Here is a 25087-nt window from a genome sequence, read left to right as displayed (position 1 = left end):
CCGCCAGAGGTCGGCTTGAGATAGCGCAATTTTTGGTGCGACTATGAAAAAATGTTAACCCTGTAACAGTCGTATGAGTAAGGATCCGTTATAGAGCGCATCCTTGACCAGCGCCGCGCCAGCCATCGTGCCACGATTGGAAAACTGGGTGCTTTCAACCGCGATATGCTGGCTGTAGGCCGGGAGCGATTGTTGCCGAATGCAGCTGGAAATTGCCGGAAAAAGGATATCTGCCGCCAGATTAAACGGCGAGCCAATCAGAATTTTCTGCGGGTTAAACAGATTGACCATGATCGCCAGAATCCGCCCGACGTGGTTACCCACGCCGCTGATAATGTCTCTGGCCAGCAGATCGCCCTGCAGCGCGGCCTGGCACAGCCACTCCACGCTCAGCGGACGCTGGTGCAGCAGCGAGCTCATCGACTGGGCCATGCGCATCTGCGCCAGCTCCAGCACGCTCTCTACGCTGGCAATGGTTTCCAGACAGCCATGGTTGCCGCAGTAGCAGCGCTTGCCGTAGGGATCGACCTGAGTATGGCCGATCTCCACCAGGCTGCTGCTGCCAGCATGCAGCAGGCGTCCGTCGGTGATAACCCCGGCGCCGACGTTATGATCGATGACCACCTGAATGACATCCCGGGCGCCGCGCGAGGCGCCGAACAACGATTCCGCCATAGTCCAGGCGCTGATGTCATGCTGAATGTAGACCGGCACCCCGGTATGGTTGGCCAGCACATCGCCCAGCGGCACATCTTTGACATCCTCATAAAACGGCATGCGATGAATAATGCCATTTTCGGTATCAATAATACCCGGCATCGTCATGGCGATGGAGGTGAGCCGTTCCAGCTTCTTCTGGTGGCGAATAAAGAACCGATCGATATGATCAATAATACGGGTCAGAAACGGCGTGCTGTCGGTGAGGGCCAGCTCCAGCTGATCCTCCACCACCAGCTGACTGCTTAAATCACGCAGCGAAAGGTGGATTTCGCCGCGGCTGATGCGCACCGCAAGATAGTGCCAGGCCTCGGTTTCTACCATCAACCCCACCGCCGGGCGGCCACGGCTGCCGGGCTCCTGGATCTCCGTCTCCTGCACCAGATGCGCTTCCAGCATCTCGCGGACAATCTTGGTGATGCTGGCGGGAGCCAGTTGCGCAAATCGGGAGAGGTCGATACGCGATACCGGGCCGAGCTGATCAATCAGGCGATACACGGCGCCCGCATTGGTCTGCTTAATTTGATCGATATGGCCTGGTTGACTATCCGCTACCACCATTGACTCCCTTTATTTTCGCGCTTCGAAATAAACTTTCGGCTATGGTGAAGCACTTCGATGGTGAACGTCAAATTTTTACTTAGCCTTGTGATTTACCGCACATTTCCAGCCTCTTTTCGCCTCAATTGTGCTCGGTTTTCCAGGCCAGCAGCGACTCGCGAAAGCGTTTTGCCAGCGCTCCCTGTTCATGATGTTTCGACCACACCAGCCACATCTCCGACACCGCATCCTGTTCGTCGATCGGCAGCCAGCGCATTTCACTGAGCTGTACGCGCTGAAAGGAGGCCGGCAGGATAGACACCCCCAGTCCGGCGGCCACCAGACCAATAATGGTCATCGCCTCCCCCACCTCCTGGGCAATCACCGGCGTATGACCGTAACGACGCAGCAAGCCGAGGATATCGTCATACAGGCCGGTACCCACGTGCGGGTCGAAAAAGACGAAGGGTTCGCGCGCCAGCGCCGCCAGGCTGACCGAGGGCTGGCGGGCCAGCGGATGGTCGGCCGGGACCATCGCCAGCAACGGCTCGCGCAGCACCCGCTCCCACGCCAGGGTGTCCGGCAGTTGGGTATTGCGCAGGAGCCCCAGATCGAGAGCCCCCTCGCTCAGTGGCACAATCTGTTCGCGAGTGTTGGTCTCGCGGGTCAAAATATGCACATCCGGGTAGCGCTGACGAAACATCGACAACGTATCGGATACCGCCTTGATAAAGGGGGCCGAGGAGGTAAAGCCGATACGCAGTTCGCCGGTTTCACCGTGATGCAGACGCGCAGCGCGGGCGGCCGCGTCATCCACCTGGGCAAGAATTTGTCGGCTATCGGCGAGAAACTGCTTTCCGGCCGCCGTCAGACTGACGCTGCGATTGGTGCGCGCGAACAGGCGGGCGCCGGTCTGCTGCTCGAGGATCTGAATTTGCTGGCTTAACGGCGGTTGAGAAATATTCAGTCGCGCTGCGGCCCGGCCAAAATGTAATTCCTCCGCGACGGCGACAAAATAGCGCAGATGACGCAACTCGATACTCATATTTAAAACGTCTTATTTGAGATTATTAATATATTAGACAGAATATTTACATTTTCATACCCTAAAAATGTGAGCTGAATGGTCACAACATTCTGTTGGTAAGCAGCAACTTCTACGCAAGGAATTCTCTGTGAGTCGTACAACAACCGTTGACACCGTGCCGGCGGGCGAGGTCAGCGTCGCTGGTGCATCCCGCCCGGATCAGTTTATTAAGCGCGGCACCCCGCAATTTATGCGCGTCACCCTCGCGCTGTTCTCCGCCGGTCTGGCCACCTTTGCCCTGCTCTACTGCGTGCAACCGATCCTGCCGGTGCTGTCGAACGAGTTCGGCGTATCCCCGGCCAGCAGCAGTATTTCACTCTCCATTTCCACGGCGATGCTTGCGGTGGGCCTGTTGTTTACCGGCCCGCTGTCCGACGCCATCGGGCGCAAGCCGGTGATGGTCACCGCCCTGCTGCTGGCCGCCTGCTGCTCGCTGCTGTCGACCATGATGACCAGCTGGCACGGCATCCTCATTATGCGTGCCCTGATCGGCCTGTCGCTGAGCGGCGTGGCGGCGGTCGGCATGACCTACCTGAGTGAGGAGATCCACCCCAGTTTCGTCGCCTTTTCGATGGGGTTATATATCAGCGGCAACTCCATCGGCGGCATGAGCGGCCGCTTGCTGACCGGGGTCTTTACCGATTTCTTCGGCTGGCGCGTGGCGCTGGCGGTGATCAGTGGCTTCGCGCTGGCCGCGGCCATCATGTTCTGGCGCATTCTGCCCGAGTCGCGCCATTTCCGCTCGACCTCGCTGCGACCGAAAAACTTGCTGATCAACTTCCGTCTGCACTGGCGCGACCGCGGTCTGCCGCTGCTGTTCGTCGAAGGTTTTCTGCTGATGGGCGCTTTTGTCACCCTGTTTAACTATATTGGCTACCGGCTGATGATGTCGCCATGGTCGCTAAGCCAGGCGGTGGTAGGCCTGCTGTCGGTAGCTTATCTCACCGGGACCTGGAGTTCACCGAAGGCAGGGGCCATGACCGTACGCTTTGGCCGCGGACCGGTGATGCTCGGCTTTACCGCTGTCATGCTCTGCGGCCTGCTGCTGACGCTCTTTTCTTCCCTGTGGCTTATTTTCATCGGTATGCTGCTGTTTTCCGCTGGCTTCTTCGCCGCGCATTCCGTCGCCAGCAGCTGGATTGGCCCACGCGCCCGCCGCGCCCGCGGTCAGGCGTCATCGCTGTATCTGTTCAGCTATTATTTGGGTTCAAGTCTTGCCGGGACGTTAGGCGGGGTATTCTGGCATCACTACGGCTGGAACGGCGTCGGTGGGTTTATCGCGCTGCTGCTCCTTGCCGCGCTGTTGACCGGCACCTGCTTACATCAACGACTGAAATAGTCGCGTGTGACGTGGCCTGCGGGCCACGGTTCACCACATGCCCATAATGGAAGACAAGCCCATCAACTCTCTGACGGCATCAACGGACAGCAGTGCAATAAACAGCCAGGTGAACGGATTCATAAACCACCCCCGAACCTCCAGACCTGTGTAATCGATCACAGTTTAGTACCGATATGTTACCGTTTTCTGTCACACCGATCACAGAGGTGAGCTTATTCTCCCGCCATGTGTCTTTCCCTTCCCCTATGCGCAACGCTCGACCCGCCGGGCGTATCAGGATAGTGTAGAAGGATACCGATAACCTGTTCATTCACCTGTCACGGACCGAACGCCACTATGACTGAAAATACGCCTTATCAGCAGCTTACCCGTACCTTTCAGCGCCTGTCGCGCTTTTCGCATCTCTCCGCCATCGCTGGCTGGGATATGTTTGCGATGATGCCTCCGGGTGGCAGCGCCGCCCGGGGCGAAGCGCTGGCGGAGCTCGGCGTGCTGCAGCATCAGATCCTGACCGATAAAAAAGTGGGCCAATGGCTGCAGGAAGCCCGCCAGCAGGACCTCAACGACGTCGAGCAGGCCAACCTGCGTGAAATGCAGCGTCAGTACGATCAGGCCGCGCTGCTGCCGGAGAGCCTGGTGGAGGCAAAATCCCTTGCCGGCAGCCGCTGTGAGCATGCCTGGCGCAGCCAGCGTCCCGCTAACGACTGGGCTGGCTTTGCCGACAATCTTCGCGAGGTGGTCAGGCTGAGCCGTCAGGAAGCGCAGATCCGCGCCGATGCCAGAGGCGGCTCACGCTACGACGCACTGCTCGATATTTTCGAACCAGATATGACCAGCGCCCGGCTGGATAGCCTGTTTGCCGACCTCAAGTCCTGGCTGCCTTCCCTGCTGCAGCAAGCGGTCGCTAAGCAAGCGACGCAGACATTACTCGCCCCGGAGGGGCCTTTCCCGATTGCCGCTCAGCGCGAGCTGGGCCTGCAGGCCATGCGCATCCTCGGCTTTGACTTCGACGGCGGGCGCCTCGACATCAGCGCTCACCCGTTCTGCGGCGGCGTCCCCCAGGATGTGCGCATCACCACCCGCTACAACGAAAACGACCTGCTCAGCGCCCTGTTCGGCGTGATCCACGAAACCGGCCACGCCCGCTATGAGCAGAATCTGCCTCGCCCGTGGGTCGACCAGCCGGTAGGACTCGCTCGCTCCACCGCTATCCACGAGTCGCAGAGTCTGTTTTTTGAAATGCAGCTGGGACGTAGCGAGCCTTTCCTCAACCGCCTGTTACCGGCGGTGCGCGAGCGTTTTGGCGATCAACCGGCCTTTAGCAGCGACAACTTTGTCGCCTGGAATCAGCGGGTGAAACCGGGCTTTATTCGCGTCGATGCCGATGAGGTCAGCTACCCGGCGCATGTGATCCTGCGTTATGAAATTGAACGCGCGCTGATTGACGGCGAGATTGAAGTAGATGATATCCCATCGCTGTGGGACGAGAAGATGCAGCACTGGCTGGGGCTGTCGACCACCGGCAACTACCGGGACGGCTGCATGCAGGATATTCACTGGACCGACGGCGGATTCGGCTATTTCCCTTCCTATACGTTGGGTGCGATGTATGCCGCCCAGCTGATGGCGGCCGCCCGGCGCGCGCTGCCGACGTTAGACCGCGATATTGCGGAGGGCGATTTCAGCGCCCTGTTCGACTGGCTGCGGCAGAATATCTGGCAGCATGGCAGCCGCTTCTCCACCTCGCAGCTGATCCAGCAGGCCACCGGCGAGGATCTCAACAGCCGCTACTTCCGCGAACACCTTACCGCCCGCTATCTGTGAACGTGCGCGCCGGGCTACCCGGCGCGTCCTTCCACTCCCCACGGCCAGGCGTGTTGTACATTCGGTTACACGCCGATACCAAACACTCACGGAAAGCTCGAAAAGACAAGCATATAGTGATTTCACCGGCCCCGCAGTGGGGTTGAAATTAAGAAAACTTTTCGAGGATATCAGAATGAAAAAAGTATTAGCTCTGGTCGTTGCCGCTGCTATGGGTCTCTCTTCCGCCGCTTTCGCTGCTGACGCAGTAAGCACCACTCAGGCACCGGCTGCTACCCACAGCACTGCTGCCAAGACCACCCATCACAAAAAACACCACAAAGCCGCGGCAAAACCAGCTGCAGAGCAGAAAGCTCAGGCTGCCAAAAAACACAAAAAAGCAGAAGCTAAACCAGCCGCTGCCCAGAAAGCCCAGGCCGCTAAAAAACACAAAAAAGTAGAAGCTAAACCCGCTGCTCCGCAGAAAGCTCAGGCGGCTAAAAAGCACCACAAAGCTGCGGCTAAACCGGTAGCACAGAAAGCGCAGGCTGCAAAAAAACACCACAAAACCACTAAACACCAGGCCGCTAAACCTGCTGCACAGCCGGCAGCATAATTCCTCCCGGTGAACTAACCTTCTTAATAATCGGCGCTGTTTCAGCGCCGTTTTTTCTGGAGAGCACTATGCTGCGGCGCTATCGTTTCGAGCTCATCCTGATCCTGTTAATCATTTGCGCAGTGGTTGCTACCCGCTTTTTCCTCTATTAATCATTTCCGCCACGCTCTCATTTACTGCTTCTGCTGGCTTTGCAGAATAATAAATACCGTACGGCGATCGCTGACGACACCTTCCCGCGTCTCATTACCCTGAAATTCCTGCGGCACAAAAAATGCCCGGCGTCCGAAGACGCCAGACACTGTAGTCATAAACTAGCGCGCGCCGGCCACCTCGTGGTGACCAGACGCTTCACAGTACGCGCACCGCTTCCATCACCAGATAACCGGTCGCGCCCCAGATAGCAACTGAGACCAGGGAAACATAAACCAGTGCGCGAATACCTTTTTTAGACATATACCCTCCCAACGTCGGGGAAATAGAATTCAGGCTATCATCGCCGGTATTACCTCTCTATTTACTCAACGGCGGAGTGACGGTAACAACGTTTTCGGTGAGAAAATGTTTCGCATTGAAAATAATTACGAGAGGCGTAAAGAAGTGCGAATTCTGGTGAAGTTTTGGCGGGCAAGCGCATTATTTTTCAGCGAATCGCTGGCAAACCAGGAATAATCTTAATGTCCGGTTGGTGAATTATTCGCCGGGTTCAGTACGTTCTGATACACGAATTTTGTTGCGTCGGACGTCGCTTTCTGCGGAAATAGCAACAGCGTTCAGCTGGTATTAACCGCTTGAAATCAGACGGTTTTGCCAGCGGCAGCGTCAGCCCGTCTCGCCTGATGGCAACGGTTTGGCCTGCTTAGAATTATTGTTTACTTTCAAAAACTTAAATCTCCTGCTACTGTCAATAGACATCATAGCCTCCCCAGAGAGTGATATGCGTAGAGACGTTCTGTTATTGCTGTGTTCATTTTATCTGTTACCTCTGGGCGCACATGCCGATGATAGCGGACTGAGCGCCAAAGATATTAAGACGCTGTTTTTCGGCCATGATGACCGAAAAGCGGTGAGCCACCCCGAGGAAAGCCCGTGGGATGCGATCGGCCAACTGGAAACCGCCAGCGGCAATCTGTGCACAGCGACGCTTATCTCCCCTCACCTGGCGCTGACCGCTGGCCACTGTCTGTTGACGCCTCCGCGCGGCAAACCGGACAAAGCGGTTGCTCTGCGCTTTATTTCGCGCAAGGGCGGCTGGGTATATGAAATTCACGGCATTGAAGGGCGAGTGGATCCGGCCTTAGGTAAGCGCCTGAAGGCCGATGGCGATGGCTGGATCGTGCCCTCCGCCGCGGCGCCGTCAGATTTTGGCCTGATCGTACTGCGCTATGCTCCCTCGGGCATCACGCCGATCCCACTCTTCCCGGGTAGCAAGGCCGATCTCACCGCTGCGCTGAAGGCAGCGGACCGTAAAGTGACCCAATCGGGATATCCGGAGGATCATCTGGATAATCTGTACAGCCATCAGGATTGCATCGTGACCGGCTGGGCGCAAAACAGCGTGCTGTCGCATCAGTGCGATACGCTGCCAGGTGACAGCGGGTCGCCGCTGCTGTTGAAAACGGAGGACGGCTGGCAAGTGATCGCCGTGCAAAGCTCCGCTCCCGGTCCGCAGGATCGCTGGCGGGCTGACAACCGCGCCATTTCGGTTACCGGCTTTCGCGATAAGCTGGAAGCACTGGCCGGAGAGTAATCACCCCTGCGACTGACGCCGCTGCAGCAGATCGGCGATCGGCATCGGTTTACTGAAATAGTACCCCTGAAGCCGGTCGCAGCCGGCCCGCCGCAGCAGCGTCAGCTGCTGCGGATCCTCAACCCCCTCCGCCACGACCGTCATCCCCAGCGCGCGGGCAATGCGCACCGTCCCGCGCACCATCTCCGCCGCCTGTTCATCGCTGTCCACCCGCCCGGCGAGAGATTTGTCGATCTTCAGGCTATCAAAGCGAAAGCGGCGTAAATAGCCAATACTTGAGTAGCCCGTGCCAAAATCGTCCAGCGCCACGGCAATACCCTGGGCCTTCAGATTCTCCACCACCGCCTGCGAACGTTCCGGATTTTCCAGCACATAGCTCTCCGTCACCTCCACCTGCAGGCGCGACGGCGGAAAGCGGCAGGCCGCGACGGTCTTCATCACCCGGTTTTCAAAAGCCGGGTCGCGAAATTGCGCCGGCGAGATGTTCACCGACAAAAGGAGATCGTCCACCGGCTGCAGGTCGCTGCAGGCGCGTTGCAGAACGAACTGCCCGAGGGCATCAATCAGGCCGCTGCTCTCGGCGATGGCAATAAACGCATCCGGCGCCAGCGCCCCCTGCGGGCGTCGCGGCCAGCGCAGTAGCGCCTCCACGCCGGTCATCGCCAGGGTATCGGCATCGACCACCGGCTGATACCAGACCTCAAATTCATCCTGCTCCAGCCCCTGGCGGATGCCGTTCTCAATCATCAGTTGATGACGCCGCACGGCATCCAGCGCATCGTCATACCAGGCCGTCCGCCCCTTCCCGCTCTTCTTGGCGTGGTACATGGCGATATCCGCCCGGCGAAACAGCTCGGTACTGGAACATTCCGCCGGGGCGCCGCTGGCGATGCCAATGCTGGCGCCGATATAAATTTTGCGTTTGCTGAGCGTCACTGGCGCTTTCAGCAGCTCCAGCGCTGCCCAGGCGAACGCCGCCGCTCGGTCAATCGCCTTTGCGCCGCTCACCGCCATGGCGAACTCATCCCCGCCCATCCGCGCCAGCATGGCCCCCGTCGGTACCCGCGTCTGTAGGGCGCTGGCGATATGGCGGATCAGGGCGTCGCCGACATCATGACCATAGTTATCATTGACGTCCTTAAAACCATCCAGATCGATAAACACCACGCACTGAATATCGTGTTTCCCCGTCTCGCATACCTGGCTTAACCGCAGCAGAAGCGCTCGCCGGTTAGGCAGACGGCTCAGCCAGTCAATCATGGCTATCTCCCGCGCCTGACGCTCCCCGCGCGCCAGCTTATACATGCCCAAACTGCTAAAAAGGATAAACAGCAGGATCAGGCTGGCCGCCACCCCGGCGATCAGTCCCATGCTGCCTGACGAGGCCTGCGCCGCTTCAGCGCCAGGCAGGCGCGGCTGCCAGGCCAGGTATCCCAGCACCTCACCCGCCTGCGTTCGCAGCGGAATACGGTAGGCGCCGGGACCCTCGGCGAGATGCAGATGACGAATCTGAAAGGTGTCACCCAGGCGCTCCAGCAGTTGGGGGTTGATATGCCGGGTAATCACCAGATAGCGCCGCGTCGCATCAAATACCTGAAGCCGACCTGTCGTTGGGCGTATCAGGCCGATGCCGACAAAGGCGATCCCGGCCTCCGTGCGCGTGATACCGGCAAAGGCGTTTTTTCCCTCACGCAATGCTTGCGCATGAGAGCGGATCAGACTGGTCAGCCCAGCCCCAAGAAATGAGAGGTCAGTCCGGGGCAGCACCTGGCTCTGAAAGGCGCCCCACAGGATACGATAATGTTCATCGAGGACAAAGGTACCATCGTACAGGTTATTGATTTTGAAGCCTGATCCCCAGGAATCGTACAGCCATTTCTGATCGAGTGACGGGGCGTAGGTCTGCGTTACCGCGTCATCCCAGATGGCATTGTCCAGCACCAGCGACAGCACCCGATTGACCGAGGTCTGTACCGCCCCTTCCACCGACAGCACCGAACGCTGCTGATCGATTTCATTAGATTTGCTGGCAATCAGGTGTTGTGAGAGATACAGCAGAGAAATGACCGACGCGGTGAGTCCAAGGCCGGCGAGGAATATCATTATTGACAACGTCCTGGCGGAAGGAATTTTCCGCCAGCCGAAAGCAGTGAACATGCGCAGTCCTCATCGTCACCAGGCACACTATCAGCGAGGGGCTGATCTTGAGTTAAGCATACTACAGAGGACCTGTTTTGCCGCCTGGCTTTGCAGGCGGCGAGACGTCAGGCGAGTTTAATTAACACCATGCCGGCCACCAGCAGGATGAGCCCCGCCCAGCCTTTGTTATTCAGGCGCTGACCAAACAGCACCCAGCCGGCGGCGATGGTCGCCGCGATACCGAAGCCGCCCCACAGCGCATAGGCGACCGAGAGATCGATCCCTTTAACCGCCTGCGACAGGGCGCTGAACGCGCCCAGCACCGCCGCCAGGGACAGGATGCCGTAGACTTTGCGGCGGAAGCCATCGGAAAACTTCAAAAAGACGTTGGCAATGATTTCAAGCACGATGGCGACGGCCAGCCACGCGGCGTGGATCCACTCAAACTGCTGCATGGGCCACCTCCTGCTTTGACGACGCTTTTTTCTGGGTGCCGGACTTAATTAAGACGATCCCCACCACCAGGGTGGTCAGGCCGGCGATCTTCAGCGGCGACAGGCTTTCATCAAACAACAGCACGCTAAACACGGTAATCAGCAAAATGCCGATCCCTTCCCATAGCGCGTAGGCCACACCCAGGGCAATTTTTTTAACCGCAAAGGCAAGAAAAATATATGACAGAGCAATCATGGCCAGCATTAAAATAAAACCGGTATGACCACCGCTCACGCTCGCCCATTTCATCGACAAGGTGCCGGTAATTTCAGCAACAATAGCTAAAGCTAATAAAATCCAATAAAACATGATCCCTTCTCCTGCTTGAGAATATAATCCATTACCGTTTACGCGAGGCGTAAACAGGAAAATTTCTGACGTAGATTTCGCTGTGCGCTTGGCGCCAGCTCAGGCAGAGAGAAGGTGACTATAGCGCCGAATGCCAGTGCTGCTCGCCGGCAAAACGGGAAAAAGAGAGAGAGACTGCGGGGTGGTTTAAAATATACATCCTGAACTGATTGTCCATAAAATTACAATTATCCGCGGTGTTGCTTCTCGTCCGTTGCGGATGAAAATTGTCCTCAGTAGTTATACACAGATAAATTTGTAGCATAGTGCTACATTTAATTCAAAGAATTTGCAATTCTTTACGCCGCCGTTTTGCTTCAATGCGTTTTTTCTGCAAAAAAACGTCATTATGCTAATGTAACGCAACCTGTTAATAGGCAAGGAAGATTGAGGTCGGGACCTATGGCTAAACCCATTATTACACTTAACGGATTAAAGATGGTCATCATGCTGGGCATGCTGGTGATCATCCTTACCGGCATTCGCTTTGCGGCGGACATTATTGTCCCCTTTATTCTCGCCCTCTTTCTGGCGGTGATCATTAATCCGCTGGTACAACTGCTGGTCCGCTGCCGGGTCCCGCGCGTGCTGGCGATCTCGATGCTGATTGGCCTCATCGTCATGCTGGCCATTGTGCTGCTGGCCTCGCTGGGGACCTCGCTTAACGAGCTGGCGCGCACCTTACCGCAGTATCGCAACTATCTCTACGAGCCGATGCAAACCATCGCCCCCTGGCTGCAGCGCATGGGGTTCACCGTCTCGGTGGTGGAGCTGAATAAATACATCGACCCTAACGCGGTGATGACGCTGGTCACCAGCCTGCTCACTCAGCTGTCGAACGCGATGTCCTCGATTTTTCTGCTGCTGCTGACGGTGGTATTTATGCTGCTGGAGGTCCCCCAGCTTCCCGCCAAGCTGCAACAGCTGATGTCCCGTCCGGTTGAAGGGATGGGCGCCATTCAGCGGGCCATCGACAGCGTGTCGCATTATCTGGTGCTGAAAACCGCGATTAGCCTGGTGACCGGCCTGGTGGTCTGGGGCATGCTAGTGCTGCTGGACGTGCGCTTCGCCTTCATGTGGGGACTGTTGGCCTTCGCGCTCAACTATATTCCCAATATTGGCTCCGTGCTGGCGGCCATCCCGCCGATCCTGCAGGTACTGGTGTTTGGCGGGCTGTACGAGGCGCTGGTGGTCCTGGCCGGCTACTTGATCGTCAACCTGGTGTTCGGCAACATTCTGGAGCCACGGGTGATGGGACGTGGCCTGGGGCTCTCCACGCTGGTAGTGTTTCTGTCCTTGATCTTCTGGGGCTGGCTATTGGGCCCGGTCGGCATGCTGCTGTCGGTGCCACTGACGATTATCGCCAAAATTGCCCTCGAGCAGACCAGCGGCGGTCAGAGTATTGCTTTCTTATTAAGTGATGTCAGTAAAGAATAACCCCTTCCCACGGCCGGCCGTGTATCGGCCGGCTTCCTCACCTGCGCTCTTCCCTTAGACCACTACGCCTTTCGTATTATTGATCCCTATCACAAACGGTAAGACCCAATCGTTACTCTAAAGCTAACAATTAGCCGCCGTGCTTAATTGATGCGCAGCGCCGCGCATCGCACACTAACTTCCACCAGGACAAACAAAACGATTTGTCGAATCAGGAGGTTAACAATGAATGCTGAACAAACGACGGCGCGGGTCTGGAACCGTCGCCGGACGGAAAAACAGCGGCGGCTGGCCGAAGCGAAGATCGCCGGCAAAGTCATCCCCACTGACCAGCTGGTCAGCGTAATGGAAAATCTGCTCGCCCCGGGCGATCGGGTGGTGCTGGAAGGCAACAACCAGAAACAGGCTGATTTCCTCTCCCGCATGCTCGCCGAGGTCAATCCGCAAAAAATTCACGACCTGCATATGATTATGCCCAGCGTCGGGCGCAGCGAGCATCTGGACCTGTTTGAAAAAGGCATTGCCCGTAAACTGGATTTCTCTTTCTCCGGCACCCAGAGCCTGCGCATTTCGCAGCTGCTGGAAGATGGCCTGCTCGAAATCGGCGCCATCCACACCTATATCGAACTCTACTCCCGCCTGTACGTTGATCTGTCGCCAAACGTCGCGCTGATCGCGGGCTATAAAGCCGACCGCAAAGGCAACCTGTACACCGGGCCAAGTACTGAAGATACCCCGGCGCTGGTCGAAGCCGCCGCCTTCCACGATGGCATTGTGATAGCCCAGGTCAACGAACTGGTGGACGACGAATGCGATCTGCCGCGCGTGGATATTCCCGGCTCGTGGATTGATTACGTGGTGGTCGCCGACAAACCGTTCTTCATTGAACCGCTGTTCACCCGCGACCCGCGCCTGATTAAGCAAGAACACATTCTGATGGCGATGATGGCGATCAAAGGCATCTACGCGGAGCATCAGGTGCAGTCGCTTAACCACGGTATCGGCTTTAATACCGCTGCTATTGAACTGCTGCTGCCCACCTACGGCGAACAGCTCGGCCTGAAAGGCAAAATCTGTAAACACTGGACGCTGAATCCGCATCCGACCTTAATCCCGGCCATCGAGAGCGGCTGGGTGGAGAGCGTGCACTGTTTCGGCGGCGAACTGGGGATGGAAGAGTACATCCGCGCCCGCCCGGATATCTTCTTTACCGGCCCGGATGGCTCAATGCGCTCTAACCGCGCCTTCTGCCAGCTGGCAGGTCAGTACGCGGTAGATATGTTTATCGGTTCGACCCTGCAGGTTGATGGCCAGGCTAACTCCTCCACCGTCACCCGCGGTCGTCTTTCCGGCTTCGGCGGCGCGCCGAACATGGGCCACGACCCGCACGGTCGCCGCCACGCCACCCCGGCCTGGCTCAATATGATCACTGAACCAGACCCGATGCAGCGCGGGAAAAAACTGGTGGTGCAGATGGTCGAAACCTTCCAGGCCGGCGTGAAACCGACCTTCGTTGAAACCCTCGACGCGGTCGACGTCGCCAAAACCTCCGGCATGCCGCTGGCGCCGGTGATGATTTATGGCGATGACGTGACTCACGTGCTGACCGAAGAAGGTATCGCTTACCTGTACCGCGCGGAGAGCCTTGAAGAGCGCCGGGCGATGGTCGCCGCGGTGGCCGGGATCACTGATATTGGCCTCGGGGTGGACGCCAAACGCGTCGCCGCCCTGCGCCAGAGCGGCAAAGTGGTCTACCCGGAAGATATCGGCATTCGCCGCAGCGATGCCACCCGCTCGCTGCTGGCGGCCGGCAGCGTCGCCGACCTGGTGGAGTGGTCCGACGGACTGTACAACCCACCGGCAAAATTCCGGAGCTGGTAATGAAAAATCTCTCCCCCCTGCTCGCAGAAAGCCGCGTCAGCTGGCTGGCGCATACCGCCAGCGCGTGTCTGATTGACGAAGCCCGTCTGAGTCCGAAACCGGGTCTGGTCGATAGTCGCGGCAACGGCGCGCATCAGGATCTTAATCTGGACCTGATGGAACGCTCCGCCCGCAGTCTGCAGCCGACCTTTCACGCGCTGGCGCAGCAAAGCTGGCAGCGTCCGGCGGATATCGCCCTGCGCGAAACCGTCGGCCGCCTCGGTCGCGAAGGTGAAGCGCAGATGATGATGGCGACGGGTGGGGTTAACACCCACCGCGGCGCCATCTGGGCGCTGGGCCTGCTGGTCAGCGCGGTGGCGATGTTGGGTGGAGAGGGTCAATCACAAGCGATCGCCGCCGCCGCTGCCGCCCTTGCCCGCCTGCCTGATGGTTTCGCGCCGAAAAGCTTTAGTAAGGGTCTGCGCGCCAGCCGCCGCTGGCAGGTGCCGGGCGCACGCGAGGAAGCGCAGCGCGGATTTCCGCATGTTACCACCCTGGCGCTGCCGCAACTGCAGCAGAGCCGGGCGCGAGGCGCCAGCGAGCCGCAGGCGCGCCTTGATGCGCTGATGGCCATCATGACCTCGCTGAGCGATACCTGCGTGCTGTCGCGCGCCGGCATGAACGGCCTGCACGCTATGCAGCAAGGCGCTCGCGAGGTTCTGGCGGCGGGCGGTTGCGCCAGCGTCGCCGGTCGCGCCGCGCTGGCGCGCCTTGATGGGCAGATGCTGGCGCACAACGCCTCGCCGGGTGGCGCGGCCGATCTCCTTGCCGCCACCCTGTTTCTCGACCGGGTTTCCGGCTAACGCATTCAGAGGATGTTATGGAACAGATTACATTGTCATTTCCTGCCAACCGCGCCCTCAGCGGCAAAGCATTGGCAGGAGTCGTAGGTTCAGGCGATATGGAAGTGCTTTATACCGCCGCACAGGGCGCCACGCTCAACGTACAGATCACTACCTCCGTGGATAACAGCCAGGCGCGCTGGCAGGCGCTGTTCGACAGGCTGAACCTGATCAACGGTCTGCCCGCCGGGCAGTTGATTATCCACGACTTCGGCGCCACGCCGGGCGTCGCCCGTATTCGTATTGAACAAGTCTTTGAGGAGGCCGCTCATGCGTAACGATCGCAGCTTTATCGAACTGCGCGCTCGCGAACGCGCCCACGCCCTGCTGGACGACGGCAGCTACCGCGAACTGCTGGATCCGTTTGAAGGCATTATGTCGCCGTGGCTCGGCGCGCAGGGCATCGTCCCACAGTCCGACGACGGTATGGTGGTCGCCAAAGGCACGATCAACGGCCAACCTGCGGTGGTGATTGCCATCGAAGGCACCTTCCAGGGCGGCAGTATGGGCGAAGTCTCCGGCGCCAAAATGGCCGCCGCGCTGGAGCTGGCGGCGGAAGATAACCGCAACGGTATCCCGACCCAGGCGGTGCTGTGCCTCGAAACCGGCGGCGTACGTTTGCAGGAGGCCAACCTCGGTCTGGCCGCCATCGCCGATATTCATGCCGCGATTGTCGACCTGCGCCGCTACACCCCGGTCGTCGGGATTATTACCGGTACCGTCGGCTGCTTCGGCGGCATGTCCATCGCCGCGGCGCTGTGCAGCTACCTTATCGTCACCCGTGAAGCCCGTCTCGGCCTCAACGGCCCGCAGGTTATCGAGCAGGAAGCCGGCATTGAAGAGTACGACTCCCGCAACCGTCCGTTTATCTGGAGCATGACCGGGGGTGAAATTCGCGCCGCCAGCGGCCTGGTCGACGCGCTGGTTAACGATGGCGTTAACGCCGTTAAAACCGCAATGAATGAGGCGATCGCCAAAGGCGTACCGGCCCAGCACCGTAGCGACAACTATGACGATTATCTGCGTCGCTTGAGCCAGTTCGATACCCGCCAGCAGGCGGATACCGCGCAGATTAAACAGCTTTTTGCCCGGGAGGATAAATAATGAGTCAGTTCCCAAACCGCGCCGCGCTGTGGCTGAATAAACTGGCGCCCGACGCGCCGCTGATGAGTGGTCTGTGCCCTTCGGTGCAGGTCGCAGATGGCCAGATTGATGGCGAAAGCGTCCGCTTTATCGCCGTGGTGCCAGACGCCAACAACCACTACCCGCGCGCCGCCGGCGGCGAAGTCGGCTTGCTGGAAGGCTGGACGCTGGCGAAAGTGGTCAATGAAACCATCGCCGCCGACACCGACCAGCCTGTCAAACGGCCGATCGTCGCGGTAATTGATGTCCCAAGCCAGGCCTATGGCCGCCGCGAAGAAGCCTTTGGCATCCACCAGGCGCTGGCCGGGGCGGCAGGCGCCTACGCCAAAGCCCGTCTTGCCGGCCACCCGGTGATTGGCCTGATTGTCGGAAAAGCGATGTCCGGGGCGTTTCTGGCCCACGGCTACCAGGCCAACCGCCTGATCGCCTTTAACGATAGCGGTGTGCTGGTCCACGCGATGGGGAAAGAATCGGCGGCGCGCATTACGCTGCGTACCGTAGAGGCGCTGGAGAAACTGGCGGCGACGATCCCGCCGATGGCCTACGACGTCAGCAACTATGCGACGCTCGGCCTGCTCTCCGCCCTTCTGGATATTAATAATCCGGATGCGCCAGACGAAGGCGATCTGTCGCTGGTCAGCCGTACCCTGCGCGACGCCATCGCTGACGCGCGCAAAGATACCTCACTGAAGTGCCGCCTGGGCGCGGAAAACCGCCGCAGCTCACAACTGGTTCGCGATCGCATGCGCGCCAGCTGGTAAGACGTTCGTACGTAAGTAGTAGAAGAAAACCTGCCGGAAGCTGTCCCCCGGAGCGCGGAATACACGCTCCGGGAAGGGACGGCTTTTAGAAAAAATAACAATCGCGCCAGTACTCTATTTTATTTACAGGTGATTTATGACTTATGTGATTATTCATGCTCTTGCCCCGATTTTCGTCATTATGCTGCTGGGCTTCTGGGCCGGTAAGGCCGGGATGGTAGATAATAAAAATGTCTCCCTGCTCAATATCTTTGTAATGGATTTTGCCTTACCCGCCACGCTGTTTAGCGCCACGGTACAAACGCCGTGGGCCGGTATCGTCGCCCAGTCGCCGCTGGTGCTGGTGCTGACCGGCGCGATGTGGATCACCTATGCCGCGATCTACTTCCTCGCCACCAGCGTGTTCAAACGCACGCCGCAGGATGCCGCGGTGCTGACCCTCACCGTCGCCCTGCCAAACTATGCCGCGTTGGGTCTGCCGATCCTCGGCAGCGTGCTGGGTGAAGGCGCGTCAACCTCGCTGTCGGTGGCGGTCTCTATCGCCTGCGGCTCGGTACTGATGACCCCGTTCTGCCTGCTGATTCTGGAACGTGAAAAAGCCCGCGCCGCAGGTGAAAACAGCGGTTCTACGCTGGCGATGCTGCCGGTGCTGATGTGGCGCTCGGTGAAAAAACCGATCGTCTGGGGCCCGCTGCTTGGGGTGGTGCTTTCCGCTATCGGCATCAAAATGCCGGAAATGCTGCTGGCCTCCATCAAACCGCTAGGCCTGGCCGCCACCGCCGCCGCGCTGTTCCTCACCGGGGTGATCCTGTCGGCACGTAAACTGCAGCTCAATGCGCTGATCGCCACTTCCACCATCGTGAAACTGCTGGTGCAGCCGTTTATTGCCTGGGGGCTGGTGATGCTGCTGGGTCTGCACGGCTCTATCGCCATTACCGCGATCCTGATGATTGCCCTGGCCGCCGGCTTCTTCGGCGTGGTCTTCGGCAACCGCTTCGGCGTCCAGTCTCCTGATGCTGAAGCCGTGCTGCTGTTGAGCTCGGTTCTGTGTATCCTGTCGCTACCGCTGTTTATCTCTTTGACTTCAGGACTGTAAACCATGCCATCAACGCCGCGTCCCCACGATTTACTCTGGTTAAACCACGCCAGCGCCCTGGAAGCTATTGCCGAGCCGTGGGTGGCTCAGCAGTGGCGAGCCGCGCTGCCGGTGGTGGTGAGACGCGACGTTGATGACCAGGCCCGCATCCCGGTGGGGGTGCGGGGCATGAAGCGCGAGCAGCGCGCCGCCGGTTGGGTCCAGGCGCACAATATCGTGCGCTGCGTGACGCCGGAAATGCTGGTGGAGCGCGAGCGTCTGCTGGGCTCCCCTTTTGTTTCACAGCCGCCGGTTCAGGCGGCTATCGCCCTTACCTTACACCCCTGGTCCTGGCGCTGGGGCGTCACCGGCAGCACCGGCTATGCGCTGGCCACTGAGATCCCGGTACTCCATGCGGCAAGCGATCTGGATCTGCTGATCCGCGCGCCGGAGCCGCTGGATCGCGAGGCGCTGCGCGAGTGGCAGGCCCGCGTGGCCCTACTGCCGTGCCGCGCCGATACCCAGGTAGAAACGCCCTACGGCGCCTTCGCCCTTAATGAGTGGCTGCGCGATGGCCGTGCGCTGCTGAAAACATCCCATGGCGCACGATTAACCGCGACGCCGTGGCACAGGGAGGAATGATGAAAATTTTGTTTACTTTTCCCGGTCAGGGCGGCCAGCGGCCAGCCATGCTGGCGGCCATCCCCGACCGCGAGAACATCTTCGCGCAGGCGCGCGCCGTGCTGGGGGATGAAGTCGCTACTCTCGATAGCGCCGACGCGCTAAAACACACCCGTGCGGTACAACTCTGTCTGCTGATCGCCGGGGTCGCCTGGGCGCGCGAGCTACAGCGCCAGGGCGTGGATCCGCAGATGGTCAGCGGCCTCTCTATTGGCGCGTTTCCGGCAGCGGTGATTGCCGGCGCGCTCGATTTCGCCAGCGCGTTGCGGCTGGTGGCGCTGCGCGGCGATTTAATGGAGCAGGCTTATCCCGAAGGTTACGGGCTGACGGCGATTATGGGGCTGACCCGCCCGCGGGTTGAGGCGCTGATGCAGGGCCACGAGGTTTATCTCGCCAACCTCAACGCCGAAACGCAGATCGTGATCGCCGGGCGCGATGAGGCGATGGCCGAGGTGGCGCAGCTGGCGCTGCGGGCTGGCGCCAGTAAAGCCCAGCGGCTGGCGGTCAGCGTGCCCTCGCACTGCGCACTGCTGGATAAACCCGCCGCAGCGCTGGCAAAAGCCTTTGCCGACGTCACCTTAACGCGCCCTCAGCGCGCCTATTTAAGCGGCTCGACGGCGCGCGTGCTGTGGGATCCGCAGCGGATCGCTGACGATCTGGCGATGAACATGGCGCGCACCGTGCACTGGCAGGAGGCGATGATCGCCGCCGATGAACGCGACGCCAGGCTGGCAATCGAGATGCCGCCCGGCGGGGTGCTCACCTGCCTGACCCGCCAGGCGGGCTGGCGCGGCGAGACCATTTCGCTGGAGCGCAGCGGCGTAGACGTCGCCCGCCATCTGGCGCAGCGGCTTAGCGATTAATACTGCGGGCGTACATCCGCCCTTCCGCCGCCAGCGCCAGCAGGTCGGCATCGCGCTCGCGATGGTGCGAATAGACGATAGAGATCAGCTGGCGCATCTGATAGGGTTCCGCCAGCTTTAACAGCTGCACATCGTTTTCATAAACTTTCTTCATGCGTCCCGGCAGCAGCGCGAAGCCGACGCCCGCCTGCACCAGACTTATCATCGAAAAGATATCATTCACCCGGGTCACAATTTCCGGCTCAAAACCGGCCACCTGAAAGGCCTCCTGAAACCCGGCATAAGTCGCAAACCCTTCCGCCAGCGAAACAAACTTACGATCGGCATAATCGCGCAGGTCGGCAAGCTCTGTGGTATTCAGCTGTTCCGTCGCCGGCGCGGCGAGGAAGATATCATCTTCAAACAGCGGCACCACGTCGAAGGCCGAATGATTGTACTCGCCTTCATTGGTGGCGATTAAGATAGCATCCAGCGCATCGTCCTCCAGCATATCCAGCAGCATCTGGTTAGAGCCCATGGTCAGATCCAGCTCCAGCTCCGGGCGACGCAGCTTCATCCCCATAATGATGCGCGGAACGGTTTCCAAGGTCAGCGAATAGAGGGTACCGATGCGCAAACGTCCCTGACCGACGCCGGCGACTTTACGCGTCGCCTCAAGCCCACGGCTCATCAGACTCATCACATCCTGGCAGTATTCAAGCAGCGTCCACGCCGCCTGCAGCGGCAGCAGGTTGCGCCCTTTGTGGACAAACAGCGGGCAGCCGACCCCCTCTTCGAGCGTATGCAGCGCGCGGTGCACGCTAACGCTGCTGAGCTTCATGGCTTCGGCGGTTCTGGCGATATTGCCCTTCGCCATAAACATCATAAAGACCGATAGCTTGCGGAAGGTGATCTCCTGGTTGATATCGTCTTTCATAGCCCTTCCACACTCCTGGTTATCGTTTTTCTTCAGTAATTCAAGGCAGTATAACAATAACCCTCACGTCCGTTTTGACCGCAACCGCTAATTATCGTCAATATTCTCCGCGTTGTCGGTTCGCTTACTCGCCAGCCGGGAAATCAACTTGTCTCTATGAACTCAATTCATTAATCGACGCGCCGATGGAGCCACGCCAAAAGCAGGCTGGCGAGCGTAAAAGCGGCCATGATCCACGCCATCGTCCATGGCGTACCGTCGTGGAGCCATGCCAGCAACAGCGAAGAGATAATGCCGCTGCCATACTGCAGCGAGCCGATCAGCGCCGAAGCGGAACCGGCATATTCACCGGCCTCATCAAGCGCCGCGGCGGTTGAGGTGGCGGCAATCACCCCATTCATTGAGAAGAACAGGAAAATACTCACCACAATCAGCACCACGCCGCCGATATGCAGACGCACGCCGGCTGCCAGCACGACGACGGCAATCGCCGATACCGCCAGCGCCGCCTTCAACAGCGAACCTAACGCATGGCGCTGCACCAGACGACGATTGACCACGCTCATCAGCATAACCCCAACGATATTGACCGCGAACAGCCAGCCGTAGTGCTGCGGCGCAACGCCGTAATAGCGAATATAGACATCCGGCGAACCGGTGATAAAAGCGTAAGCCGCGACGTAAAAGAAAGTCAGACTGAGGATATAACGCATAAACGTCCGGTTTTTTACCAACGCGGCGTAATTGCGAAACGCGCTAAGCGGCGATCCTTTCTGCCGACGCTCTGGCGGCAGAGTTTCCGGCAGCCAGCACAAGGCGATAAACATCAGAGCGCCAATCACCACCAGCAGCCAGAAAATAGTGTGCCAGCTGGTGAATTTAATCATCTGCCCGCCGATCAGCGGCCCGGCAATCGGCGCAATCGCCATCACGATAGTCAGCGTCGAGAGCATCTGCGCGGCGCGGGTACGAGCAAACAGATCGCGAACCATCGCCCTTGCCAGCATCGGCCCAGTGCAGGCGCCAAGCGCCTGAAACACGCGCCAGAAAACAATCTGATCGATGGTGGTCGACAGCGCGCAGCCGGCGGAGCCGATAATAAATAGCACCATGCCGATGAACAGCGGCGTGCGACGCCCCAGCCGGTCGCTTATTGGCCCCCACACCAGTTGCGCCAGTGCAAAGCCAATCAGAAATCCGGTGATCGTCAGTTCGGCATCGCCGTGCAGTTGCGCGGCCATCATCGGCATGGCCGGCAGATAGATATCGGTGGAGAGCGAAGTAAAGGCCATCAGGCCGCTTAAAATCAAAATAAAAAGCGCCCCGCTGGTGGCGCGCTGATGCGATGAAGTCATTATGGTATCCGTTAAGGAGAGGAAAGCGGTGAAGTGCCTGGCTATTTTAGCCGGTTTCGGGGCAACGGATAATCCCCGGAAATCATAACAGGGTGATGAGCATCATTCATAAATAGCGGCAGGGAAAAGTGGATGTAAAAAAGGGAAGACCGTGGTCTTCCCTTTTGTTCACTGCACGAATGTGCTTTTACAGCGCCATATCATGCTGCGGCGAGGCCTCGCGCGGCGTCTCTGCCGGTTTGGCGGTCGCGGTCGGCGCAGCCGCTGGCATCTGGATCACCGGCGGCTTAGTCAGCTGCAGGGCCGCGGCGGTGTCATCCCATACCTGCTGGGTCAGCGCCACGTTACCGTTCAGCTTCTGACCGTAGCTCGGCACGATAGCGTGAATACGGCTCTGCCACTCCGGCGAGTTAAACTGCTGCGGGAACATCTGCTTGAGTACGTTCAGGGTGATCGGCGCGGCGGTGGAAGCCCCCGGCGACGCGCCGAGCAGCGCAGAAATCGTTTTCTGCTGATCGACCACCACTTCGGTACCCAGCTTCAGAACGCCGCCCTTCTCTGCGTCTTTCTTAATGATCTGCACGCGCTGGCCGGCCTGGATCAGTTTCCAGTCTTCTTTACGCGCGTCCGGGTAGTACTCTTTCAGCGCAGCGAAACGGTCATCATCACTGAGCATCACCTGGCTGACGAGATATTTCACCAGATCGAAGTTGTCGAGACCGACGTGGGTCATCGGCAGCACGTTATCGGTGGTGGTGGTGCTGAGCAGGTCAAAGAACGAACCATTTTTCAGGAACTTGGTCGAGAAGGTGGCGAATGGCCCGAACAGCACCACGCGCTTACCGTCGAGATAACGAGCGTCAAGATGCGGCACCGACATCGGCGGCGCGCCGACCGAAGCCTGACCATAGACTTTCTCCAGATGCTGCGCGGTGACCGCCGGGTTCTCGGTCATCAGGAACGAGCCGCCCACCGGGAAACCGGCATAGTTATCCGCTTCCGGAATGCCGGTTTTCTGCAGCAGCTTCAGCGCGCCGCCGCCGGCGCCGATAAAGACGTATTTGGCGTCAATAGTCTGCGCTTCCCCGCTCTGCACGTTCTTAATCGTCACGTGCCAGGAGTTGTCAGCATTGCGTTTGAAATCGGTCACCTCGGAGGAGGTTTGCAGGGTGAAGTGGTTATTTTTCTTCAGGCTGCCGATCAGCTGGCGGGTAATTTCGCCGTAGTTGACATCGGTACCCACCGGCGTCCAGGTGGCGGCCACTTTCTGCTGCGGATCGCGACCTTCCATCACCAGCGGCGCCCACTGTTTAATTTGCGCGTGATCGGTGGAGAATTTCATCCCCTGGAATAAGGTAGTCTGCTGCAGCGCGTTATAACGTTTTTGCAGGTAATCCACATTATCGCCCCACACGAAACTCATATGCGGTGTGGAGTTAATAAAGGAGTGCGGGTCGTGCAAAATACCGCGTTTCACCTGTGCCGACCAGAACTGACGGGAAATCATAAACTGTTCGTTAATATCCAGCGCTTTGCTGACGTCAATCGACCCGTCCGCTCGTTCCGGGGTATAGTTCAGCTCCATATTCGCTGAGTGGCCGGTACCGGCGTTATTCCAGCCGTTGGAAGATTCCAGGGCTACGCCGTCCAGTTTCTCCACCATGGTCAGGTTCCAGTCCGGCTGCAGCGCCTGCAGCCAGGTGCCGAGCGAGGCGCTCATGATCCCGCCGCCAATCAGCAGGAAGTCGGTCTTTTTAGAGGTATCCGCTTCAGCATGCGTCGCCGCGCTGACGAACATCGCTAATGCGGTAAAGGAAATAATCGTTTTTTTCATTGCAGGCATAATAGAATTATCACGTAGCACACGGTAATAAGAGGCAGCATATTAACGCACTTTTACTTTATTTTAAAATATCATTTACACTCTGGCATTTTTAATCAAATAATTATTTAACTTAAAAAAGCAAAGCGAGACATCAAAATGATACCTGGTGAAAAATAAGATCGAAAATTCAGCCTGATTGCTGAGAAAAATAAAAAAGAGAGATTTTTTTAGTTAATAAAGTCCAGGCGCGTACGACAATCGCGCGCGCCTGGCTGAGGGGTTAATGGGCGGGAGTGGTCGTGCTGCTGCGCTGTGCTTCGCGCAGGGCGAGACGCAGGTGATTGTGATGTTGCGTCAGCAGCTCGCGCGCGTGCCAGGCATCCAGCCCGCTGAGCAGCATCAGGATCGCGGTGCGGCAGTGCTGATGGCAGCTGGCCAGTGCCGCTTTTGCTTCACTGCGCGTGCAGTCGGTGGCCGCCATGACAATCGCTATCTGCCGCTCCGCCCAGTGCGAATTGTCAGCCTGCACGTCCACCCGCAGATTGCTGTACACCCGACCGTCACGGATGGCGAGCCCGGTCGTCAGCATGTTGACGATCTGCCGCTGGGCCAGTTGAGCCTTCGGATTGGCTAAGCCTGCCACCGCTTCCGGCCCGGTCTGTGGGGCAATAATGATATCCGCCAGCTGCGCCGCCTCGCTGGCCGCCTGCTGAGTGACGACAGCGATAGGGGCCCCCAGAGACCAGGCGTGGCGCATCGCGCCCCACACCCATGGCGTCTTGCCGCTGACGGTCAACGCCAGCAGCATATCGTGGTTGGAAAAGTCCAGCGACTGCAGTTCAAAGGCGCCCAGGTCATAATTATTTGCCGCGGTTTCCCGCTCGGCCATCGCCGCCGTCTGCCCACCGGCAATCAGTCCCACCAGCGCGTGTTTGCCTTCCGGTGAATAGTCGCTGACCGCCTCGATGGCCGTCCGGCCTGACGCCCCGGCGCCGATAATGACCAGGCGCCCTCCCCGGCCCATCGTCGCGGTGGCGACATCAATCAGCCGGGCGATGTCCGGCAGGCAGGCGCCGACCGCCTCCGATATCTGCTTATCATCCTGATGCAGCATCGCCAGCATGTCTGCCGTGGCGAGACGATCGATGTGAGTGGTATCCGGGTGACGGCGGGCCTGCATTGCAGCGGTTAGCGAACTGTTCATAACAACCTCCATTTACAACAGAAAAAGCGCATCTCGGCGACATCAGCGGCCTGATGCATATCCTTATATTCACCAGGTCTATTTAACCTCTGCCGCCACTATAAGTGGAATGTTCTGTGCTTTACCGCCGTCGGGGTCACAGTTTACCGTCCCCAACGCTCGTTTACGGGCGATTGTCGGTTATATGAGCAATGCTGTCTTACGTCTCATCTTCGCCGCTCGCCGGCA

The 25087-nt window shown here is 58.8% G+C and carries 24 protein-coding genes; 13 read left to right on the top strand and 11 right to left on the bottom strand.

Annotated elements, in window-relative coordinates:
* Window positions 1-54: 54 nt before the first annotated feature.
* Window positions 55-1275, bottom strand: coding sequence for a sugar metabolism global transcriptional regulator Mlc (mlc, locus tag A1WC_RS13730; RefSeq protein WP_032691385.1), 1221 nt, complete (start codon window positions 1273-1275; stop codon window positions 55-57).
* A gap of 124 nt (window positions 1276-1399) precedes the next feature.
* Window positions 1400-2302: a LysR family transcriptional regulator gene (locus tag A1WC_RS13735; RefSeq protein WP_016160960.1), complete on the bottom strand. Its 903-nt coding sequence runs from the start codon at window positions 2300-2302 to the stop codon at window positions 1400-1402.
* Between the two features lie 130 nt (window positions 2303-2432).
* Between A1WC_RS13735 and A1WC_RS13740 the strand changes: the two genes are divergently transcribed.
* Window positions 2433-3683 (top strand): MFS transporter, encoded by a 1251-nt coding sequence (locus tag A1WC_RS13740; protein ID WP_008805023.1) that lies wholly within the window; start codon window positions 2433-2435, stop codon window positions 3681-3683.
* Between the two features lie 30 nt (window positions 3684-3713).
* Here A1WC_RS13740 and A1WC_RS28170 read toward each other — a convergent pair whose 3' ends face one another.
* Window positions 3714-3806 (bottom strand): KPN_01571 family protein, encoded by a 93-nt coding sequence (locus A1WC_RS28170; protein ID WP_004206050.1) that lies wholly within the window; start codon window positions 3804-3806, stop codon window positions 3714-3716.
* 216 nt (window positions 3807-4022) lie between these two features.
* Between A1WC_RS28170 and A1WC_RS13745 the strand changes: the two genes are divergently transcribed.
* Window positions 4023-5510: a carboxypeptidase M32 gene (locus A1WC_RS13745; RefSeq protein WP_016160959.1), complete on the top strand. Its 1488-nt coding sequence runs from the start codon at window positions 4023-4025 to the stop codon at window positions 5508-5510.
* 175 nt (window positions 5511-5685) lie between these two features.
* Window positions 5686-6105, top strand: coding sequence for an acid resistance repetitive basic protein Asr (gene asr / locus A1WC_RS26230; RefSeq protein WP_043875352.1), 420 nt, complete (start codon window positions 5686-5688; stop codon window positions 6103-6105).
* 173 nt (window positions 6106-6278) lie between these two features.
* Here asr and A1WC_RS27920 read toward each other — a convergent pair whose 3' ends face one another.
* Window positions 6279-6416, bottom strand: coding sequence for a hypothetical protein (locus A1WC_RS27920; protein ID WP_153690771.1), 138 nt, complete (start codon window positions 6414-6416; stop codon window positions 6279-6281).
* A gap of 626 nt (window positions 6417-7042) precedes the next feature.
* Here A1WC_RS27920 and A1WC_RS13755 point away from each other — a divergent pair.
* A complete protein-coding gene (locus A1WC_RS13755; protein ID WP_012968314.1) occupies window positions 7043-7855 on the top strand; it encodes a trypsin-like serine peptidase in 813 nt (270 codons plus the stop codon).
* On the opposite strand, the gene A1WC_RS13760 is transcribed toward A1WC_RS13755, so the two are convergent.
* The 3 genes from A1WC_RS13760 to kpnE form a co-directional block, all read right to left on the bottom strand.
* Complete coding sequence (locus A1WC_RS13760; protein ID WP_016160957.1) at window positions 7856-10012, bottom strand: putative bifunctional diguanylate cyclase/phosphodiesterase; 2157 nt, start codon at window positions 10010-10012, stop codon at window positions 7856-7858.
* Between the two features lie 107 nt (window positions 10013-10119).
* Window positions 10120-10449 carry a multidrug efflux SMR transporter subunit KpnF gene (kpnF, locus tag A1WC_RS13765; protein WP_008805028.1) on the bottom strand — a complete coding sequence of 110 codons (330 nt, stop codon included), beginning with the start codon at window positions 10447-10449 and terminating at the stop codon, window positions 10120-10122.
* Complete coding sequence (gene kpnE, locus A1WC_RS13770) at window positions 10436-10798, bottom strand: multidrug efflux SMR transporter subunit KpnE (RefSeq protein ID WP_008805029.1); 363 nt, start codon at window positions 10796-10798, stop codon at window positions 10436-10438. The genes kpnF and kpnE overlap by 14 nt, the downstream gene beginning before the upstream one ends.
* Before the next feature lie 441 nt (window positions 10799-11239).
* Here kpnE and A1WC_RS13775 point away from each other — a divergent pair, with 441 nt between their 5' ends.
* The 9 genes from A1WC_RS13775 to mdcH all read left to right on the top strand — a co-directional run bounded on the left by A1WC_RS13775 (window position 11240) and on the right by mdcH (window position 19559).
* A complete protein-coding gene (locus A1WC_RS13775) occupies window positions 11240-12274 on the top strand; it encodes an AI-2E family transporter (RefSeq protein ID WP_008805030.1) in 1035 nt (344 codons plus the stop codon).
* Window positions 12275-12499: 225 nt separating this feature from the next.
* Window positions 12500-14155 carry a malonate decarboxylase subunit alpha gene (mdcA, locus tag A1WC_RS13780; RefSeq protein WP_016160956.1) on the top strand — a complete coding sequence of 552 codons (1656 nt, stop codon included), beginning with the start codon at window positions 12500-12502 and terminating at the stop codon, window positions 14153-14155.
* On the top strand, window positions 14155-14997 hold the full coding sequence (locus A1WC_RS13785) for a triphosphoribosyl-dephospho-CoA synthase (RefSeq protein WP_016160955.1): 843 nt from the start codon (window positions 14155-14157) through the stop codon (window positions 14995-14997). The genes mdcA and A1WC_RS13785 overlap by 1 nt, the downstream gene beginning before the upstream one ends.
* Window positions 14998-15014: 17 nt before the next feature.
* On the top strand, window positions 15015-15314 hold the full coding sequence (gene mdcC, locus A1WC_RS13790) for a malonate decarboxylase acyl carrier protein (RefSeq protein WP_008805033.1): 300 nt from the start codon (window positions 15015-15017) through the stop codon (window positions 15312-15314).
* Window positions 15307-16140 carry a biotin-independent malonate decarboxylase subunit beta gene (locus A1WC_RS13795; RefSeq protein WP_012541866.1) on the top strand — a complete coding sequence of 278 codons (834 nt, stop codon included), beginning with the start codon at window positions 15307-15309 and terminating at the stop codon, window positions 16138-16140. Before mdcC ends, A1WC_RS13795 begins: the two co-directional genes overlap by 8 nt.
* Complete coding sequence (gene mdcE, locus A1WC_RS13800; RefSeq protein ID WP_016160954.1) at window positions 16140-16940, top strand: biotin-independent malonate decarboxylase subunit gamma; 801 nt, start codon at window positions 16140-16142, stop codon at window positions 16938-16940. The genes A1WC_RS13795 and mdcE overlap by 1 nt, the downstream gene beginning before the upstream one ends.
* 136 nt (window positions 16941-17076) lie before the next feature.
* On the top strand, window positions 17077-18036 hold the full coding sequence (locus A1WC_RS13805) for an AEC family transporter (RefSeq protein ID WP_012541868.1): 960 nt from the start codon (window positions 17077-17079) through the stop codon (window positions 18034-18036).
* A 3-nt stretch (window positions 18037-18039) separates the two neighbouring features.
* Entirely contained in the window at window positions 18040-18657 is a 618-nt protein-coding gene (locus tag A1WC_RS13810) for a malonate decarboxylase holo-ACP synthase (protein WP_016160953.1), read from the top strand.
* Window positions 18657-19559, top strand: coding sequence for a malonate decarboxylase subunit epsilon (gene mdcH, locus A1WC_RS13815; protein ID WP_016160952.1), 903 nt, complete (start codon window positions 18657-18659; stop codon window positions 19557-19559). The genes A1WC_RS13810 and mdcH overlap by 1 nt, the downstream gene beginning before the upstream one ends.
* Here mdcH and A1WC_RS13820 read toward each other — a convergent pair.
* From A1WC_RS13820 to A1WC_RS13835, 4 genes are all read right to left on the bottom strand, one after another.
* Entirely contained in the window at window positions 19549-20475 is a 927-nt protein-coding gene (locus A1WC_RS13820) for a LysR substrate-binding domain-containing protein (RefSeq protein WP_012968321.1), read from the bottom strand. The two genes, mdcH and A1WC_RS13820, sit on opposite strands and share 11 nt — an antisense overlap.
* A 170-nt stretch (window positions 20476-20645) precedes the next feature.
* Window positions 20646-21830: a multidrug effflux MFS transporter gene (locus A1WC_RS13825; protein WP_016160951.1), complete on the bottom strand. Its 1185-nt coding sequence runs from the start codon at window positions 21828-21830 to the stop codon at window positions 20646-20648.
* Between the two features lie 187 nt (window positions 21831-22017).
* Window positions 22018-23628, bottom strand: a complete 1611-nt coding sequence (mqo, locus tag A1WC_RS13830) for a malate dehydrogenase (quinone) (protein WP_240321772.1) — start codon at window positions 23626-23628, stop codon at window positions 22018-22020.
* A 307-nt stretch (window positions 23629-23935) separates the two neighbouring features.
* Complete coding sequence (locus A1WC_RS13835; RefSeq protein WP_008805041.1) at window positions 23936-24859, bottom strand: N-acetylmuramic acid 6-phosphate etherase; 924 nt, start codon at window positions 24857-24859, stop codon at window positions 23936-23938.
* Window positions 24860-25087: the final 228 nt, after the last annotated feature.

The organism is Klebsiella sp. KTE92, assembly GCF_000398905.1.
Classification (GTDB): Bacteria; Pseudomonadota; Gammaproteobacteria; order Enterobacterales; family Enterobacteriaceae; genus Klebsiella; species Klebsiella variicola.
This window is presented reverse-complemented; position numbering and strand designations above follow the sequence as displayed.

Coding starts and splice junctions, on each gene's coding strand:
- mdcC (WP_008805033.1), top strand. CDS start 15,015: ATGGAACAGATTACATTGTCATTTCCTGCCAACCGCGCCCTCAGCGGC.
- A1WC_RS13795 (WP_012541866.1), top strand. CDS start 15,307: ATGCGTAACGATCGCAGCTTTATCGAACTGCGCGCTCGCGAACGCGCC.
- A1WC_RS13835 (WP_008805041.1), bottom strand. CDS start 24,859: ATGAACAGTTCGCTAACCGCTGCAATGCAGGCCCGCCGTCACCCGGAT.
- A1WC_RS13785 (WP_016160955.1), top strand. CDS start 14,155: ATGAAAAATCTCTCCCCCCTGCTCGCAGAAAGCCGCGTCAGCTGGCTG.
- mdcE (WP_016160954.1), top strand. CDS start 16,140: ATGAGTCAGTTCCCAAACCGCGCCGCGCTGTGGCTGAATAAACTGGCG.
- asr (WP_043875352.1), top strand. CDS start 5,686: ATGAAAAAAGTATTAGCTCTGGTCGTTGCCGCTGCTATGGGTCTCTCT.
- A1WC_RS27920 (WP_153690771.1), bottom strand. CDS start 6,416: ATGACTACAGTGTCTGGCGTCTTCGGACGCCGGGCATTTTTTGTGCCG.
- A1WC_RS13760 (WP_016160957.1), bottom strand. CDS start 10,012: ATGTTCACTGCTTTCGGCTGGCGGAAAATTCCTTCCGCCAGGACGTTG.
- A1WC_RS13820 (WP_012968321.1), bottom strand. CDS start 20,475: ATGAAAGACGATATCAACCAGGAGATCACCTTCCGCAAGCTATCGGTC.
- A1WC_RS28170 (WP_004206050.1), bottom strand. CDS start 3,806: ATGAATCCGTTCACCTGGCTGTTTATTGCACTGCTGTCCGTTGATGCC.
- mdcA (WP_016160956.1), top strand. CDS start 12,500: ATGAATGCTGAACAAACGACGGCGCGGGTCTGGAACCGTCGCCGGACG.
- kpnF (WP_008805028.1), bottom strand. CDS start 10,449: ATGCAGCAGTTTGAGTGGATCCACGCCGCGTGGCTGGCCGTCGCCATC.
- A1WC_RS13775 (WP_008805030.1), top strand. CDS start 11,240: ATGGCTAAACCCATTATTACACTTAACGGATTAAAGATGGTCATCATG.
- A1WC_RS13825 (WP_016160951.1), bottom strand. CDS start 21,830: ATGACTTCATCGCATCAGCGCGCCACCAGCGGGGCGCTTTTTATTTTG.
- mqo (WP_240321772.1), bottom strand. CDS start 23,628: ATGTTCGTCAGCGCGGCGACGCATGCTGAAGCGGATACCTCTAAAAAG.
- A1WC_RS13735 (WP_016160960.1), bottom strand. CDS start 2,302: ATGAGTATCGAGTTGCGTCATCTGCGCTATTTTGTCGCCGTCGCGGAG.
- kpnE (WP_008805029.1), bottom strand. CDS start 10,798: ATGTTTTATTGGATTTTATTAGCTTTAGCTATTGTTGCTGAAATTACC.
- A1WC_RS13810 (WP_016160953.1), top strand. CDS start 18,040: ATGCCATCAACGCCGCGTCCCCACGATTTACTCTGGTTAAACCACGCC.
- A1WC_RS13805 (WP_012541868.1), top strand. CDS start 17,077: ATGACTTATGTGATTATTCATGCTCTTGCCCCGATTTTCGTCATTATG.
- A1WC_RS13755 (WP_012968314.1), top strand. CDS start 7,043: ATGCGTAGAGACGTTCTGTTATTGCTGTGTTCATTTTATCTGTTACCT.
- A1WC_RS13745 (WP_016160959.1), top strand. CDS start 4,023: ATGACTGAAAATACGCCTTATCAGCAGCTTACCCGTACCTTTCAGCGC.
- mdcH (WP_016160952.1), top strand. CDS start 18,657: ATGAAAATTTTGTTTACTTTTCCCGGTCAGGGCGGCCAGCGGCCAGCC.